Raw genomic sequence first — 18,018 nt, forward strand, 5'->3', positions numbered from 1 at the left:
CCGATCATGCAACACATTCTGCTCGCTGAAGATGACCACCGACTCGCCTCTCTGGTACGGGACTATCTCTCCGATAACGGCTTTCGCGTTACCCTGGAAGGCCGTGGAGACCGCGTTCCCGAACAGGTGCGGCAGCTTCGTCCCGACCTGCTGATCCTCGACATCATGCTCCCCGGCAAGGACGGGCTGACGTTGTGCCGCGAATTGCGGCAAGGCTTTCACGGCCCCATTATGATGCTGACCGCCCGCAACGAGGATGCCGACCAAATCCTGGGGCTGGAATTCGGCGCTGACGACTACGTCATCAAACCCGCCGAACCCCGCATCCTGCTCGCACGTATTCGAGCCTTGTTGCGTCGCGTGGAGTCCGGCGGGGCCAGCGCCTCCCAGACACTCTCCTTCGGAGGCCTTGATATCCACGGTGGCTCGCGCAGCGTCCAGTTCAACGGCCAGCCCGTGAAACTCTCCAGCCACGAATTCGATTTGCTGTGGCTGCTGGCGCAGCGTGCCGGAGAGGTCATTGGCCGAGACTTCCTGTTTCGAGAGCTGTATGGCCGCCCCTATGATGGCATGGACCGGACGATTGACGTTCGCGTGTCGCAGTTGCGCAAAAAGCTGGGCGACAACCCGGACAACCCCGAGCGTATTAAAACCATCTGGGGCCGAGGGTACCTGTTTATTGCCGAAGCCTGGGGCGACGCTTGAAACGCGCCTTTCTCTCGCTTTATCTGCTGCTGGTTCTGGCCATACTCGGACTGGGGTGGACGTTGGATCAACTGTGGAGTGCCTACCAGTCGGAGCACCCCAGCACGCCGCCAGGGGCCGTCCTGTCGGAAACCCTGCAACTGGCCGCTACGAATCGTCCCCTGGAGCAAACCCGTGAGTTAATCCACCAGCTTGCCAGCCAGGGCCTGGCCGACGTGCGTCTGGTGCCACTGGAAACCATTTCCGGCGATCCCATCAAAGAGCGCTTGCAGGCCGGCGAATACCTCTCCTTCGAAGACGATGACGGCAACCTTTACCACTACCGCAAGCTGCTCAATGCGCCTCAAGTCATTGTGATCAGCGAGGTGACAACGGAAAGTTCACGGCGCTTGGAAGCCTTGCTCGGCCTGCTGTTTTACGGCGCACTGGCCGCCGTGATTTTCTTCTGGCTCTGGCCACTGAGCCGCGATCTGGACGTGCTGGCCAACCACGCCGAAGAACTGGGACGCAACCCGGAAGCCCCCCTGGTGAGCCTGAGCGGTTACTCTGCGGCCCGCCGACTGGGCCAGACATTCAACCGCATGGCCGAGCGCGTCCGTGGCCTGCTGCGCTCCCAGCGCGAGATGACCCATGCGGTGTCCCATGAGCTGCGCACGCCGCTGGCCCGCATGAAATTCGCTTTGGAGATGGCCGAAGCCAGCCGCGACCCGGACAACCTGCACGGTAAGCTGCAAAGCCTGAAAGCCGACGTGACGGAAATGGACCAACTGGTCACCCAACTACTGAACTACGCCCGCTACGATCAGGAGCCCACCCTGTATTTCACCTCCGGCGATATGCCGGGGCTGGTGAAAGACCTGTGGGAGCGCTTGACGGATCACCAGCCTCACCCACCGGCCCTTCATCTTCATATGGGCGCCATTGGAGAACCCGTGGTGTGTGACTGGCCGCTGTTGGAGCGGGTACTGCACAACCTACTGCAAAATGCCCTGCGCTACACCAGAACACGCATTGACGTTACCCTGCACGCTGCCAATGGCGAGTTCGTCCTCAGCGTGGAGGATGACGGGCCCGGTATTCCCCCCGAAGACCGACATCGTGTATTCGAGTCATTTGTGAGGCTTCGGGAAGATCCCGAACATCAGACCGCGGGATTCGGGCTGGGGCTGGCAATTGTCCAGCGCGTCATGCAGTGGCACCGAGGAAGGGTGGAAGTGGGCTCCTCCCCGCAGGGCGGTGCCCGGTTCACTCTTCGCTGGGCTGCCAAGTCAGGCTAGCACCGTTGGTCGGACGTGATTGTGCTATAGTACACGCGCTCAAAGTCCAAACCGCCCATCATAAAATCAGACACTCAATAACGAGTCCAGCACGCGATGAAGCCCACCATCAAAGACGTTGCCAAGCACGCCGGCGTTTCCTTCAAAACAGTGTCCCGGGTCATCAACCGGGAAAGTACCGTTGGCCAGGAACTGCAGGACAAGGTCTGGAAGTCCATCAAGGCCCTGAATTACCAGCCTAACCTTTCCGCGCGGGTATTGCGGGGCGCGGCCTCTTCCATCGGTTACATTTATGACAACCCGAACAGCAACTACGTGATCGAGATGCAACGCGGGATTCTCGAAGAGTGCCGCCGCCAGGACTATGAATTAGTGATTCACCCCTGCGATGCCAAATCGCCCACCCTGCTCGATGAGATTTTCGGCATGGTGGATCGCAGCCGGGTGGGCGGACTGGTACTGACACCGCCCATGTCGGAAATGCCCGAGGTACTCTCCGCCCTGAGTGAGCGCAACGTTCGGTTTGTGCGCATTCTGTCGGGATCCGAGCCACCCGACGATCATTCTCCCTGCGTGTTCATCGACGACCGCACGGCGGCCTACAAAATCACTCAATACCTGATTGATCTCGGACATACCGAAATCGCCTTTCTCGGAGGCGAGGAAGAACACAAATCCAGCAGCGAACGGCTGGCCGGTTATCAGCAAGCGTTACAGGAAAATCACCTCAAGGTGAAAAAGAAGCTGATTATTGAAGGCGAGTACGCGTTCGAGTCCGGCGTCAAACGCACACGCCAGTTACTGTCCCTCTCGCCCACACCCACGGCGGTGTTCGCCTGTAATGACGAAATTGCGGCCGGCACCCTGTTTGCCGCCCGCCTCAGCGGCGTGGATGTCCCGCGGGATCTCTCCATCGTGGGCTTCGAGGACAGCCCGTTTTCCCGGCAGTCCTGGCCCAACCTGACCACCGCCCAGCAGCCCAATGCCGAGATTGCCCGCACCGCCACTCGCCTCCTGATCTCCCAGATTCGACATCGCAAAGGCGATAAACCGGCGGAAAGTGAAGGGTTCTACCCCCAGTTAATCGTGCGCGACTCCTCCTGCCCCCCTGCGGGGCGCCGCTCCGACGCCTGACGCTTTACTTTGGTGCGCAGAAAGCGCACAATATCAAACAGACAACGTTGTCTTATCGGCAACAACAAGCTTTACTTCAAGGCCCGCATGCCACAGGAGAATCCATGACTACCCAGCGCCCCCAAACGGCCCCGAAACCCGAAGACACCCGCATGTTCAAGGAGGCCGCGGAAGCCGCCAGCGTAGTACGCCGGCAATTTGCCGCCAATGCCGAACGGGTTCGGGAAGCCGCCGGGAAGATCCGCGAATACAAACCCCGCGCCGTGGTCACCTGCGCCCGCGGCAGCTCCGATCATGCCTGCACCTACGCCAAATACCTGATCGAGACGCAAATTGGCTTGATCACGGCTTCTGCCGCACCGTCAGTGGGCTCCGTCTACCAGCGCCCACAACAACTGGACGGTGTTTTGTACATTGCAATTTCCCAGTCCGGGAAAAGCCCGGACCTGCTCGCCAACGTCGAGCGCGCCAAAGCCGCCGGTGCCCTGACGCTGGCGCTGGTCAATGTGGAAGACTCCCCCCTCGCCGAACTCGCCGACCTGGTGTTGCCCTTGCACGCGGGTCCAGAACTGAGCGTGGCAGCCACTAAATCCTACATCGCCAGCCTGGCCGCACTGTTGCAACTGGTCACCGAGTGGAGTGACAGCGAGCGGCTCAAAGCTGTCGTCGGCACCCTGCCGGACGCGTTGGCCCAGGCATGGGAGCTGGACTGGTCCACCGCTGTGGAAACGCTCACGCCGGTGCGCAACCTGTTCGTGATTGGCCGTGGTATCGGGTTTGGCATCGCCCAGGAAGCAGCGCTGAAACTCAAGGAAACCTGCGGGCTGCATGCCGAGGCGTTCAGCTCCGCCGAAGTCAAACACGGCCCCATGGCCATCGTCGATCGCGACTTTCCGGTACTGGTCATCAGTCAGCCCGATGAAACCCTGCAGGGCATGGAGAGCCTGGCCGAGGAATTTCGCCAGCGCGGCGCCCGGGTCATGATGGCCAGCGAAGCCTCCTCCAGCGACCAGTTGCCCGTCGTGCCAAGCAGCCATCCTCTCGTCGCACCCATTCTGGCGATCCAGAGTTTCTACCGCATGGCCAATGCATTGTCCATCGCTCGCGGGTATCATCCGGATGAGCCCCCTCACCTGAACAAAGTCACCGAAACGGTGTAGCCGGAGAACTCGCGAATGAAACAGGCTTTGCTGAACGCCACCCTTTTTACCGGCGAAGAATGGCTGAATGATCAGGCTCTGCTGCTGGATGGAGAGCGTATAACAGCTATCGTGCCCAACCGTGATGTGCCTACGGAATATACCCCTCGCGACCTCGCCGGCTTAAAACTGGTCCCTGGGCTGATCGACACTCAGGTGAATGGTGGTGGCGGTGTACTGTTCAATGATGCCCCCACCGTCGAAGCCTTAAGAACCATCGGCGAGGCACACCGGGCCTACGGCACCACGGGCCTGCTGCCCACGCTGATCAGTGATGATCTGAGCGTGGTGGAAAAAGCCGTGGCCGCCGTGCGCCAGGCTATCGAAGAGCAAGTCCCGGGTATTCTCGGTATTCACCTGGAAGGCCCGTTTCTCAACCCGGCCCGCAAAGGGGTTCACGACGAAACCAAATTCCAGCGACTGACACCGGACACGGTCAAGCTGATGAGCAGCCTGGACAACGGTTTTACGCTGGTAACCCTGGCACCGGAGCGCACTACGCCCGAATTGATCCGCGAACTGGTCAGCCGTGGTGCCATGGTGGCCGCTGGCCATACCGCCGCCGACTATGAGCAAACCCGTACCGCACTGAACGCCGGCGTGCGCAGCTTCACCCACTTGTTCAACGCCATGACGCCGATGAGCAGTCGCGAGCCCGGCGTCGTGGGCGCCGCACTGGAAGACCCAGAAAGCTGGTGCGGACTCATCGTAGACGGCTACCACGTACACGCCACCACGCTGAAAGTCGCCGTCGCCGCCAAAGCGCCCGGCAAGATGATTCTGGTGACCGATGCCATGCCAACCGTCGGCGCCGAAGACAAACGGTTTGTACTCAAGGGCGAAGAAATTCGCGCCGAAAACGGTCGCTGCGCCTCTGCTGATGGCACCCTGGCAGGCTCGGATTTGGACATGCTCAGCGCCGTTCGCAATACGGTGGAGAGTGTCGGACTGCCGCTGGCGGAAGCTCTGCGCATGGCCAGCTTGTACCCGGCGCAAATGATCGGCCGGGGCAATGAATTGGGTCGACTCGCTTCCGGCTATAGGGCAAACCTGCTGGCCGTGGACGAACAATTGCACCTTCACCATAGCTGGATCGATGGCCAACTGTTAAGCGCTTGATACGTTTATCGGTTTTTAGCCATAAAAAAACCCGGGTGTTCCCACCCGGGTTCCTGACCCTAGTTAAAACCGTGACTAAATAGAAATCACAATGCGCTTCCGCGCCAGCCACCAGGCAACCAGCCACATTACTGCCACGCTCAACAACGCAAACAATAAAGACGCATTTTTAGGGCTGAGCAACTCACTGAACTGCAGGTAGATCCACTGGTAGGCCGACACATCTCCCACAGGGATCATGTACAAAACTTTGGCCCACAGAATTGACAACACATAAATAAACAGCGGGTTCTGCCCGAGCATCGCAAACGCACGATACACCGGTTGAATCCCCCGCCAGGGTTCCAGCAGCACCAGCCCCACCAGCACTAGTGTTGCCGCGCCACCGGTCAGTAACACAAAAGAACTGGTCCAGAGGTATTTATTGATCGGGAAGAAGGGGTGCCAGATCAGGCTCAACACCACCAGCACCGCCCCGAGAATCCCCAGTTGCATCAGACCTTTGCGACGCGACTCCGCCGTCACCAGCAGGCGGGTCGCCTCAAAGCCCAACAGCGCGGTCACCACCGCCGGCAGCGTGGATAGCAGCCCTTCCGGATCAAACGCGACCCCTTTGCCCTGCCAGACATGATCAGCACCAAACACCCAAAGGTCGACCTGCCGAACGACCGAGCCAGTCACGCTGTAGGGATCTTGCCCCAATTGCAGCAGCGCCCAATAGCCCAACAGCAACCCGGCCATAACGACCAGGCGAATCGTCCCGGGCACAAACAGCGCGATGGGCGCCGCCAGCAGGTAAGCCAGAGCAATCCGCTGGAGAACACCGGGAATTCTCAACTCGGCCAGGCTGCTGGTGAACGGAAACCAGTTCAGCAAAACACCAATCAGAAAAATGATCGCACTGCGCCAAACAATTTTCATCAAACGGGCAGACGTGCTCATGGTGGTGCGTGACCGACTGGAAAAAAACAGGGCCGATCCGACGATAAACAGAAAGAACGGAAAAACGAAATCCGTCGGCGTGGCACCGTGCCAGTCGGCATGCAACAGCGGCGCATACACGGCGCTCCACGAGCCCGGTGTATTCACTAAAATCATCAACGCGAGCGTCAGCCCGCGCATCACATCCAGCGACAGAAAGCGTTGTTTGGAAGACATGATCCCGATACCTCAAGAAATACAAAAAAGGCCGGGTGGCGCGCACACCGGCCAAGCAGAGGAAAGCAGTGGTTAAGCGTCAGGGCTTTTTCCAGTGCCGCATCTTGTGCCCTTTGAGGGCGTAGAACAGTATGTAGGCGTAGCAAGGCAACATGACCCAGTAAGCCGATTGATGGCTTGTGGTTTCGGCAAAGTGTCCGTAAGCCAGCGGAATCACCGCACCACCGGCAATCCCCATGATCAGCAGCGCTGCGCCGACACTGGTGTATTTGCCAAGATCAGCCAGCGCAAGCGGCCAGATCGCCGGCCAGCACAACGCGTTAGCCAAGCCCAGCAGAGCAACAAACATCACGGTATTCGGCACTGTGGGGAACAGGCCGGTCCAGCCGTACACCATTTCTGAAATCCACTCACTCTCGGCCGAGCCGAACAACACGCCCACCGAGAACAGGATACCGAACACGGCTGAGCCAAGCAGCGCTTTGGGTTGGCTGAGGTAACGGGGGATACAGGCCACACCGATCAGGTAACCAATCACCATGAAGGTCATGGTGTACGAGGTGAGAGACCCAAAGTGTTCAACATCCATTCGACGGCCATACAAACCGATCGTATCACCAGCAATCACTTCCACACCCACGTAGGTAAACAACGCCAGCGCACCGAGCACCGCCTGCGGATACTGCAGAATGCCAAAACGATCAGTCGCGGCGTCTTCGCTCGGTTCGTCCTCTGTGGTTTTCAATTCAGGCAACGCCGAGAAATGCACAAACAACATCAGCACCACCAGCGCACCGGCCATATACAGGTAGGGCACCACCAGCCGGTTGGACAGCTCCGCCAGCCGGGCGGCGCGCTCATCGGCGGTCAAGGTCGCCAGGACGTCTTCATGAAACTGGTCCATACCGGTCAGCACCCAAACGGTGAACACCACGGGCGCTACCACACCTGCTCCCTTGTTCAGCAGGCCCATAATGCTCATGCGCATCGCCGCGCTTTCGTGCGGGCCAATGTGAACAATGTACGGGTTGGATGCGGTTTGCAGCAGCGTCAGGCCGGTGCCCAACACGAACAGTGCTACCAGGAAAATCGCGTAGTTACTGGCCTGTGCGGCGGGAATGAAAATCAGGGAGCCCACCGCCATCACCGCCAGCCCAAGCACCATCCCGGTTTTATAGCCAGTGCGCCGCAGCACCAGAGCCGCTGGTAGCGCCATCACGGTGTAGGCAATATAAAACGCAAAAGTGACGAACAGGGCCTGAAAACCATTCAGCTCACAAACGATCTCCAGAAACGGAATCAGCGCCCCGTTTAACCAGGTGACAAACCCGAACACAAAAAACAACACACCGATGATAATCATCGGCACCAGTGCGCTGCTCTGGCTGCTGGGGGCGGTGGTTTCTTGACTCATAAAAGCCTCTCGAATCGACAGTTAAGTTATTATCAATGTCTTGTGTCCGCTTAAGCGGTTTTGGCCAGCGCGTGCTGCTGCCGGGCGAACAGGACGGCGCCGTCCTCGGGTGGGCCCAACGGCTCGGCCAGGCGCTCTGCCACCTGGGGCGAAAGCCAGGGCGTAATTCGCTCCGCCACGCCACCAATCAGCGACAGGCGTGCCGGCTGAAACGACAAAAGTTTGTCCGCCATCGCGCTCACATAGTCGGCCCCCTCGGTCACAATCCGGAAAGCCACCGGGTCATCCGCCTCGGCGGCGGTAAATACCAGAGGCGCCAGCTTGGCATACTCGCTGGATGGTCGGCCGGACATGCGCTCCACAATGGCCAGGCCACGCGCCTGCAACAGGTCCGCCACACTATCGGTCAACGCGGTTTGCGGCCCCAGGCCGTCGGACGCCAGCAGCACCGCTTTAATCGCTTCCATACCCATCCAGGCACCACTGCCCTGGTCTCCGTAGGGAAAGCCATGGCCGCCGATCAAGCGGTCTTTGCCATCCACCCGCACATAGCCACAGGAACCAGTACCGGTAACAATCACCGCGCCATCGTCACGCTGATGGGCGCCCAGGCAGGCAATGCGCAAGTCGGTCGTCAAATGCAATTCGGAAAAGGGATGCGGCCAGTCGCTGACCACTTTATAGAGGCTCGGCAGGTTAACACCAGCCAAACCGGCACCGACCACCAGGCGCCCGAGCGACTCCTCGCCCAGCCCGACCTCCTTCAAAGCGCGCCGAGCGGCGCTCTCAATCGACTGCAGGGTACGCTCCACGCCGTGCAGGGGGTTGGCCGGCCCCGCCAACGCGGTACTCAGCACTTGCCCCTGCTCATCCACAAGACTGGCCTGACACTTACTGCCACCGCCATCAATTCCCAGGTAGAGTTGGCTACCGGTTGGGATATTGACCATAGAAAACCTCATTATTGTCTGTCAGTGGGCAACCACCCATCTGGCCCACCAAAAACAGCGCGATGTCTCCACCTGCCGACACGCTGCTTTCCGTTTATCCAGGCTCTCAAAAAAGGCGGGGCGGTGAAACACCGGCCCCGAAAGATGAGAGAGTTCCAGCGAAACTTGCACTGGTCATTTAACTCTACCACATGAGACAACGTTGTCAAACAAATTTCCGTTCCTTTCCGCAAGAATCGTCCGTCACCGCCTCAAATCCCGGCCCGCCGCGCGTCATGCCGGCCTTGCGGGCCTCGTCAGACATAAAAAAACCGGGCGAAAATCCCTCGCCCGGTTTCTCATCGCCTGCCCGGTGCTCACTCGTCAGCCGGCAACGCATCCAACTCATCGCGCAACTCGCGCAGGTACGCTTTGACTTTACGGTGATGCTCGGGCCCGATACGAATCATCAGCTTTTGAAGGTCCGAGAGGTTCTCCAGGCGATCATCGCGATATTCGTAGAACACCTTGGGCCGCTGGAGACGGATCTCCTCTGGCGGCTCCGGTGCACTCAGCAGTTCATCAATCGTGTTCATCACCAACTGATGGAAGTCCTCATCGCTAACGCCGTGTTCGTCAAACGCCTCTTCCAGCAGAGGGCGATGGCGCTCATACCAGCTCGCCAGACGCTCAGGGTTCGTATTCGTCAACAAATTCACATACACATCGTAGCGGTCGAAGTTTTCCTCAAGCAGGCGGTACTCCTGCTCAACCTCGGTCCGGGCATCGCCCACTTTAGCCACCGCCAGCGGCGGGGGTGGAGAGACCAGCGGCCGGTATTCATGCACCACCTTCCCCTCTTGGGCGGCGGCCACGGCGCGAACCACCTTGCGAATCAACTCGTCGTTGACCAGCACCCGCTCCACCTGATCACTACCGGTGGTTTCCTCCAGAGATTCGATCACCGGCTCATCACTCTGATCCAGCGAAGGCAGTGGTTCGGGCTCGGGCTCCGGTTCCGGCTGGGGGGCCGGCTCAGGCTCCGGTGCCGGCTCGGGTTCAGGCTCCGGCTCAGGGGTCGGTTGCGGCGGTTGCGTCGGCGCTGGCAAAGGCTCCGGTTCGGGCTCTTCGCCCCCGCGCCCGAAGAAATACAGGCTCAAGGCCACAATCACAACCACTACAATGGCCACCAGGGCAATTGTGATGGTCGGCCGCCGGCGTTCCGGCTGGGTTTCGGGAGTATTCTGCTCGTCGTTCGCCATCTTCCAACCCTTCTTCGTTAACATACAGGGCAACTCAACTGTACCGATTTGGACCGGTAGAGACCGCCGCCAGTTCAGTGTGCTTTGTTATTTGTAGCATAGTATACGCCTCCCCTCTACTCACAGTTGCTTAAACCTGAGGATGGGCTGGTCACAACCGGGGCATATCTTTATAATGCGGCCTCCCTCGTCGGGCCTATAGCTCAGCTGGTTAGAGCAGTCGACTCATAATCGATTGGTCGCAGGTTCAAGTCCTGCTGGGCCCACCATCTTATTTTTCCGGCTTACCTCTTGTTCTTGACACTATAGTTTGGCGTCTCCATTCTTCCTACCTTCCGTCCTTTTCCCCCTCTTTTTCCAGTTCCATGCGCACAAACTCCCTGAAGGCGCGCACGCGCGCGGGTGCTCCGCGCCCCCCGAGGCTGATCGCATAGAGAGTGCCTTTGGAGACGTTCCACTCAGGGAGTACCGGTAACAACGCGCCCGACGCAACGGAGGCCTTTGCGACCTGAGGCCTAGCAGTGTGACGTCGGTCATACTTTGGGCCGCCAGTAAATGGCCCATAACGAGAATGCTTGAGGAAAATAGAGCTTCCTGGTTTTGGAAGCTGTTGCCGGGTACCGGCGGTCGCGACTCGGGGGGCGCACCCGAGCCGACCGGGGCAGTCGTCGTCGAGAGGGTGAGGGACTATACAACGCCCCCTCGCCAGTGGGCTTCCGGGAGGCTGCCCACGCCCATCAGCCGGGCAATGTCACCGAACAGGTCGTGAGTGCCAAACCGGCGATAGCCGTTGTTGATGCCGTCCCCGCAGTTGATGATGCGGCCGGTGGAAAGCGCACCACCGGCGCCGCCCGCGAGCGTTACCGCACCGGCGGCGCCGCCGTGTTTGGAGCCGTCGCCCACCTCGGAAAACATTACCACCAAGGTATCGCTCAGCAAGCCAGCCGTATCCAGTTGTTCCAGGGTGTAAGCCAGCAGGGAGTGGTACCAGCGCACCTGGGCGGTGTGGGGCACATCGCCGGGGCGGTGGGAGGCGCTGTGGCTGGAGAACTCGTTGTACCAGCGGGTAATGGGGGTGACCTCACCGCCGTCCTCGGTGGCCTTGATGCCCTGGTCCATGGCCTGCTGGGCCATCTGCCAGCACTCGTCGAAGGAGTAGTTGACCAGGTTGCCGTTTTCATCGCCCTTGGACAGTTGCAGGGTGGCGATTCGGTGCAGGCCACAGGAGAAAGCACCCACCACATTGTCGATCTGTGCCCGGCACAGGGTTGGAAACTGTTGCCACTCGTCCGCCGACAATTGCTGTTCCGCCATGGCGTAGGGGTCAGCGGGTTTGTCGGTGCTGAGGGCGCAGTCCCCCAGTTGCGTGGCCGAGAGGTTTTTCAGGCGCACCAGCGCTTCCCGGTGGCGAGCAAGTTTATCCTGTCGTGCTTGCGATAGGGTGGCGTCTTCCAACTGGTCAAAGTCCGACAGCAGGGTGTCGTACATGGCCTGCAGTTGCGGGTCCGGTTCACTGCCACCGCCGTCCCCCACCCGCAGTGCCAGTTTGTCGGCGACGTCTTTCGGGTCGTTGTTGGGAATGGGCCTTTCGGTGGTGCTGTAGCCCCGGGGTTTGGAGATCATGATGTCGGATTTGGGCCCGGTACGCACGCCCAGGCTCAGGACGCCTTCATCGCCGAGCTGTTCGGCAATCAGGTGGTCGATGCTGGCGCTGTCGGTGCCGATCTGGTTGTTGCCGGTGAGGATGCCGCGCATGTCATTGTAGTGGGCCCCGGCGCCCTGACCGATGTCCAGGGTCAGATTCTGCAGCACGGTCAGGTTCTGGTGCCAGGGTGAGAGTGGCCCCAACCCGAAGCTCAGTTCCTGGGAGCCGGCGATACTGCCCTCGCCCTGGGTCGGGCGCCAGTTATAGGGCACCACGCCGTTGGGGTAGTAGAGAAACAGTACCCGCTGCGCCAGGCCCTCGGCGGCGAGGACTTTCTGTCCGAACAGTTGGCTGGCAAAGGGTAACAACAGGCCGCCTTTGGCCAGGGACATCAGAAACCGGCGACGCGATCGATTGGTCAGTGTGTTCATGGTGGTCACTCCCTCTTATCGACGCTGAATGAAACTGTCGGACAGCACCAGGTCGCGCAGCATGTCGCGCATGCCACCACCGTTGCGCAGGTCCTGACTGAAAGTCTGGATATTGAGCTCGTCGCTATCGCCGGATTCTTCCCGGCCCACCACGTAGCGGTAGAACTGCCGGGCAAAACAGGCCTCGCCCTGGCCGCTTTCGGCAATCAGTTGTGCCAGCTCGGGGATCGAGTGGTAGGTCACCGCTTCGCTGTCCGGGTCAAGGGTCGTCTCTGGCGAGTAGAGGCTTTTGATGGCACCGGAGGCGTCGATCTCTTCGGTCTCACCGTTGCCCAGGGTCTCCATGGCCCGGTACAGGCCCTGGCTGTCGAAGCGCTCAAAGCCAAAACCCACGCCGTCGATAAACTGGTGACAGGCGGCGCAGGCCGGATCATTGGTGTGCCGCTCGGTGGCGTCCCGGTTGCTGTCGGAGTCTTCAAATTCGACGTTGAAGTCCGCCGCGGCCGGTGGCGGAAACTCCTGACACATCAGGCTTTCCCGCACATAGACGCCGCGCTTGATAGGCGAGGGGTTGACGGTGTTGGTGCGCGAGGCCAGGAAGCTCGCGTGGCCGAGCAGGCCGGCACCCAGGCGGGGGTCCTCACCGTCGTAGGCGCGCTCGGACCAGCCGCCGCTGGTGGTGTCGGGCAGGCCGTAGTGCTCGGCCACCAGATCATTGGCCTGGGTGTAGGGGGCGAGCAGCAGTTCGGCGTAGGGCGCGTTGGACTCGATATTGGCGAGCACAAAGCGCACGGTTTCCTCTTTGAGCGCCTCAACCAGGTCCGGGTTGTGGATGCCGGGAAAACCGTACTGATTGTTGATCAGCCAGCCGCTGACAAAGCGCCGCAATCCGCGCTCGGTTCTGGGGTCGGCGAGCACGTAATCCAGCGCCTGACTCAGGTTGAACGTATCCGCGTCGGCCATCCCCATCAAGGTATCGTCCGGACTGGTTACCCAGAAAATGTACGCCAGCGACGTGACGATTTCGTAGGGGTCTAGCGTGTAGAAACCGCTTTCCTCGTCCGGCGTGCCCAGCTCTGAGCGGTACATGAAGTGCGGTGACATCAACAGCGCCTGCAGGGCCCGACGACCGCCGTCGTCGTTGTCGTACAGGGCGGCGTAGTTGTCCACTTCGGTCTGGGTCAGCGGACGACGGAACAGTCGCTTGCCGAACGCCTCGACGGCACAGGCCGCATCGTCGCAGGACTCGGCCAGTCCCACAAAGGTGTAGCGGGTGATCGCCTGCTCGGCGATCTCGCTGGCCACCAACTGGTAGCCCAGGGTGCGGTCGTAGCCCGCGGAGAGATAGGAGGCGGTGGTGAAGTTGCGGTAGCGACCATCGGCGGGGACGGTATCCATCAGCGCCGCCGAGAAGTTGATATTGAACAGATCGCGCACGCTGTTGAGGTATTCCGCTTTGGTGAGCAGGCGCAGGTTTCGGCTGTCCAGCGTGCCCTCGCCGCAGTTGCCGTCGGTGCACAGAGACGGCTGCCAGGCGTCGGCAAGTACCAGCCGGGCGATTTCGAAGGCGCAGTCACCGCTCTGTTCGCCGTCGCAGGCGCCGGGATTGTCCAGGGGCATGAAGTCGGCGATGTAGCTGGCCAGAAGATCCTGATTCCAGGTGTCGTCCAGAGCGTTGATGGCACCGGCCACGCCGCCTTCGCCGTTGTCACCATGACAGCTCTGGCAGTGCTGGCCATAGAAATCCCGGCCAGCCTGGTAGTCATCTTCCTGACCGGCAAACAGTGCCTGGATCGAGACGTTGTGAGCGGGCATCACCAGCTCGATGTCGGCGGCGGCCGGGTTGCCGACCACATAGGCGCGGCCTTCGCCCTGCCATCCGGAAAACTCGGTGCCGAGCGGAGGCTCGTGGGCGGCGATGGTCACTACCGTGCCGGGGGTGAAGTCGCGCTCGGCGTTCTCGGTGCTGCCGCCGATTACCGACAGCCGATAGGTTTCGCCGCCGGTGTCACCCTGGGTGTTCCAGGGTTCCCACTGTCCGTCGCTGTAGCTGGCGGATTCCTGGATGTCGTTGAGGTCACCGCTCTGGGCGCCGGCGCCGTTGTTGAAAATCACGTTCAACTGGCCCTCTGGCAGGGCGTCCGGGTCTTGATGGTAGACCCACCAGCCGCCGTCATCCGGCCCGTTCATTGGCTCGCCCGGCCAGTCGTGCAGCGGTTGGTCCTCTCCCGCACCGCTGGTCCAGAGGTAAATATTGACGGTCTCCCAGTCGTTGGGGTTGTCGTAGCGCAGGGACAGAGCGGCGTTCGCTTCGGTGAGGGTGGTTTGCGCACTGAACTCGTCCAGAGTGGCGCGCACGGTGGCCTCACCCGGAGCCAGGCGTTGCACCAGGCCGGTGTCCGACACCGACACGGCGTCGCCGCCACTGACTACCTGCCATTGAACCTCGGAATGAACATGAATTTTGGTGTTGTTGGGCCCCAGTCCGTAGGCCACCAGTTGTTGCTGATCGGTGAGTGCGGTGGTCTCCGGGGAGATGGCCAATCCGGTCAGGGAGGTGTCGGTGGACACCACCTCGATCTCCAGGCTGGTCGATTGCCCGTCGCTGCTCAGGGTGACGTTGGCGGCGCCGGCTCGGAGGGCGCTGAGGGTGATCTGATTGCCTTCGATGGTCTCTACCGAAAGTACCGATTCGTCACTGCTGCTGACGCTGTCGATGCTCGACACCGGTGCGGTGAAGCCATTGTCGTAGCGTGCCTCGACGCTGAGTGTCAGGGTGTCGTCCGGATTGACCCGAGTGTCGCCGAGCAGGCGCAAAGCGGTCTGTTGAGCGTCAACGGCATCGATCCATTCGGCAAACAGGGCGTCCGCCTCCGGGTTGGTGTAACGGGTGCCTTTGGGCATGCGGTTGCCGTCGGTGACCTGATACAGATGAATCAGGCTTTCGCGGTGATCGAAGGGTTTGATTCGGTATTTGCCGCCGGTGGTCTGGACGTTGAGCAGGCGCATGTCGTCCAGCGACTGGTCGTAGCGCAGGTCCATAAAGTCGCTGTTGTGGCAGTGTGCACAGTTGGTATCCAGATAGGCTCTGGCACGCGCCTCAAGCGATGTGTTCTCGTCTTCCAGAGACGCAAAGGCGGTGTACTGCTCGGCGGCACCAATGTTGGTATCGAACAGCCCGATCCGGTTGAAAATATCCAACTGGTTCTCACCTTGCTCACTGAACGAACGGTTTAACTGACGGGAGTGCAACGCCAGGGGTTCGCGACTGCCATTGCCCACATGACAGGAGCCGCAGTCGGCCGAGGCGCGCACGGTGCGAGTGCGTCCCTCGGCATCGGTGTTGTCGAGGGTCTGTGTTTCGGTCACGCGTGTGGCCTCAGTGCCCTCGGGGTTCCAGTGATAATTCACCGCCTGCCAGGTGCCGTTCGCCTGACGAAACAGAATTGCCGTGGTAAAGGGGCGTTCTTCGCCATCAGCGTCGGTGATGCATTTATGTTTGATCAGCACCGAACCGGTGGGCAGTTCCCACTGTTCGGTGTCGGCGAAGGCGATGGTTTCGTCGTTAGGGATGTGTAAGAAGTGTTGTACCGTCGCGCCGTCGAACCAGCCGTCGGTGTTGACCTTATAGGGGATGACGCCACTTTCCGGTACCAGGGGCGAAAGACTCTGAAACAATCCGGTGGCCGATAGCGTGTCGGGCAAGGCGACGCTGTCGGCGTCGTCGTCCACTAACCGATAAATGGTGGAGTTTCCTCCGAACTCGACACCGTAGGTGGATACCAACAATTCGTCGCCGGACAGGTCGGTGCCAAAGGAGGCGATGTTTTCCGGGAAGGCATCGCTGACCAGGGTTTTGGCTTCACCGTCGGCCATGGCCCAGATTTTTTTGGTGACGTAGTCACCGAACACAAAGCGTCCGTTCAGGCCCGGCAACTGATTGCCCCGATAGACCAGACCGCCAATGATGGAGTAACCGGTTGGGTGTTCGTACCCTTCGATGGGCGGTTCAAAATCCGTGGCGCACTCCTTGAGTGGATCGCCTCCGAGTTCGCCCCGGTTGTTCAACCCTTCGCACACCGGCCAGCCGTAATTCTTTCCGGGCTCCACACGGTTCACTTCCTCGTAACCGGATTGCCCGACTTCGGTTTCCCACAAGGTGTAGGGTGCTTCGGTGTCAAAGGCCCAGCGCCAGGGATTGCGGTGCCCGTAAGACCAGATTTCCGGGCGGTAACCGGACTGATTCACAAACGGATTGTCATCGGGCACGCGATAGTATTTTCCGTTTTCAGGCTCGGTCAGTGGCTCGATCCGAATGAAGCTGCCGAGCAGATTACTGGTGACCTGAGCGTTGTTGTTGGTACGCGGATCTTCGGCGAACGAGGTGGTGGCGCTGTGACCGTAAGCGCCGTCACCGATGCCCAGATACAGATAACCTTCCTCGGGATGAAATTGCATCATGCCACCCTTGTGATCCGGGCCGGGTTGTTCAATGCGCAGCAGTTCCCGGGCGGAGTCTTCCAGCACGGCAGAGGGATTGGCCGGATCATCGATGGTCCGTCGTTCAAGAATGGCATCGCCGTATTGGCCGTCAGGGGTCCGTTCATTGTCGTCGGTCCCGTAAATGTAATAAATATACACAAAGCCGTTATCCGCGTACTCCGGATCGAACGCCATGCTTAACAAACCCTGCTCGTGATAATTTTTGACCCGACCTTGAATGTCCAGCAGTGTGCGCACCTGGTTTGGGGTGACGGTTGGGTCATCGGGGAACGCAAAAATCTGTCCGGCTTTGTCGACCACCATCATCAAACCGCTGACTGGATCAGGCTGGATCATCACAGGCGAGGCAAACTGATCGATGAGGTTGGGGTAGGCGATTTCAAAGCGGTAGTTTCCCTCGGAGACATTGCCCTCCACCGGAAAGCCGTGGGGTTGTTCCAGTTGCGGGCGCTGTTCGGGGTCGTCTGGAGTTTGACCGACCGGGTCAGGGACGCTGTCGTCGTCGGCCAAGCCACAGGCCGCGAGACTCTGCCATTGGTTATTGGCGTAGCATGGGTCTGCATCAAACAGAAGATCGGCGGTTTGAGGTGCGCCGTTATCGTTGAAAATAACATTGAGCGTATCTGGCAGAGTGCTTCCGGTTAACCATTGGCTGAAGTCCAGGCAGTAGAAGCCGTTATGTTCGGTCATGGCTTCTCCGGGCCACTCTGGACTGCTGCTGAGCGCATCGCCGGGCGAAGGGTTCCAGAAATACAGGTGAGGATTGGCATAGCCAGTGGCGTTATCAAAACACACCCGGGTGTTCTGCTTCGGTGTGTTGTCGGGGGCGTCATCTGCAGCGCTTACGGTAATGGACTGGTCGGTGTCATTGAACGCAATTCGATAGGTGCCCGCGCCATCGGCAATCGGGTAGTCCGCAGCGGGATAAGCTTGATCCCAATTTTGATAACGACTGATTTTGAACCGAGGGTTATCGCCGCCAAAGGTCTGGGTGGTTTGCCATTGACTGCTTTGCACGTCGTAGGTCATGGGGGTGAGCCCCCAGTCATTGGGCGTGCCGCGAAAATAGGCCTCCGGCCATTGCTGGGAGAGGGCGGGGGCATTCAGGCAAAATAGCAGGGCGCCGATACAGAACGCCATCGCCTTGTCAAACACAAGTCTCTGGGTGCTGAACATAATAAATGGTCCGTTTGTCGCGTAAAAATATTATCGTTAGGGCTTTTTTCTTACGTGTTTGAACTG

The 18,018-nt window shown here is 59.9% G+C and carries 11 protein-coding genes and 1 tRNA gene; 6 read left to right on the forward strand and 6 right to left on the reverse strand.

From position 1 onward, the window contains the following. Positions 1-6: 6 nt before the first annotated feature. The 5 genes from ACQCLF_RS02130 (at position 7) to nagA (ending at position 5,434) form a co-directional block, all read left to right on the forward strand. Positions 7-705 (forward strand): winged helix-turn-helix domain-containing protein, encoded by a 699-nt coding sequence (locus tag ACQCLF_RS02130; RefSeq protein WP_426985220.1) that lies wholly within the window; start codon positions 7-9, stop codon positions 703-705. Further along, a complete protein-coding gene (locus ACQCLF_RS02135; RefSeq protein WP_426984654.1) occupies positions 702-1,982 on the forward strand; it encodes an ATP-binding protein in 1,281 nt (426 codons plus the stop codon). The genes ACQCLF_RS02130 and ACQCLF_RS02135 overlap by 4 nt, the downstream gene beginning before the upstream one ends. Before the next feature lie 96 nt (positions 1,983-2,078). Next, positions 2,079-3,116: a LacI family DNA-binding transcriptional regulator gene (locus ACQCLF_RS02140; protein ID WP_426984656.1), complete on the forward strand. Its 1,038-nt coding sequence runs from the start codon at positions 2,079-2,081 to the stop codon at positions 3,114-3,116. 104 nt (positions 3,117-3,220) lie between these two features. Beyond that, a complete protein-coding gene (locus tag ACQCLF_RS02145) occupies positions 3,221-4,276 on the forward strand; it encodes an SIS domain-containing protein (protein ID WP_426984657.1) in 1,056 nt (351 codons plus the stop codon). A 15-nt stretch (positions 4,277-4,291) separates the two neighbouring features. Then, complete coding sequence (gene nagA, locus ACQCLF_RS02150) at positions 4,292-5,434, forward strand: N-acetylglucosamine-6-phosphate deacetylase (protein WP_426984658.1); 1,143 nt, start codon at positions 4,292-4,294, stop codon at positions 5,432-5,434. A 75-nt stretch (positions 5,435-5,509) separates the two neighbouring features. Here nagA and ACQCLF_RS02155 read toward each other — a convergent pair whose 3' ends face one another. The 4 genes from ACQCLF_RS02155 to ACQCLF_RS02170 form a co-directional block, all read right to left on the reverse strand. Beyond that, a complete protein-coding gene (locus ACQCLF_RS02155; protein WP_426984659.1) occupies positions 5,510-6,592 on the reverse strand; it encodes an acyltransferase family protein in 1,083 nt (360 codons plus the stop codon). A gap of 79 nt (positions 6,593-6,671) precedes the next feature. After that, positions 6,672-8,006 carry a sugar MFS transporter gene (locus ACQCLF_RS02160; protein WP_426984661.1) on the reverse strand — a complete coding sequence of 445 codons (1,335 nt, stop codon included), beginning with the start codon at positions 8,004-8,006 and terminating at the stop codon, positions 6,672-6,674. A 50-nt stretch (positions 8,007-8,056) separates the two neighbouring features. After that, on the reverse strand, positions 8,057-8,956 hold the full coding sequence (gene nagK / locus ACQCLF_RS02165) for an N-acetylglucosamine kinase (protein ID WP_426984662.1): 900 nt from the start codon (positions 8,954-8,956) through the stop codon (positions 8,057-8,059). Positions 8,957-9,312: 356 nt separating this feature from the next. Next, positions 9,313-10,221 (reverse strand): DUF3014 domain-containing protein, encoded by a 909-nt coding sequence (locus ACQCLF_RS02170; protein ID WP_426984664.1) that lies wholly within the window; start codon positions 10,219-10,221, stop codon positions 9,313-9,315. Positions 10,222-10,389: 168 nt separating this feature from the next. On the opposite strand from ACQCLF_RS02170, the gene ACQCLF_RS02175 reads away from it, so the two are divergent. Continuing rightward, a tRNA-Ile gene (locus ACQCLF_RS02175) sits at positions 10,390-10,466 on the forward strand. A gap of 418 nt (positions 10,467-10,884) precedes the next feature. Here ACQCLF_RS02175 and ACQCLF_RS02180 read toward each other — a convergent pair. Both ACQCLF_RS02180 and ACQCLF_RS02185 read right to left on the reverse strand, forming a co-directional pair. Beyond that, the gene (locus ACQCLF_RS02180; protein WP_426984665.1) at positions 10,885-12,273 is read right to left on the reverse strand and encodes a DUF1552 domain-containing protein; all 1,389 of its coding nucleotides are present in this window, start codon (positions 12,271-12,273) and stop codon (positions 10,885-10,887) included. Between the two features lie 15 nt (positions 12,274-12,288). After that, positions 12,289-17,952: a PQQ-dependent sugar dehydrogenase gene (locus ACQCLF_RS02185; protein WP_426984667.1), complete on the reverse strand. Its 5,664-nt coding sequence runs from the start codon at positions 17,950-17,952 to the stop codon at positions 12,289-12,291. Positions 17,953-18,018: the final 66 nt, after the last annotated feature.

The organism is Marinimicrobium sp. ARAG 43.8 (assembly GCF_050113635.1).
Classification (GTDB): domain Bacteria; phylum Pseudomonadota; class Gammaproteobacteria; order Pseudomonadales; family Cellvibrionaceae; genus Marinimicrobium.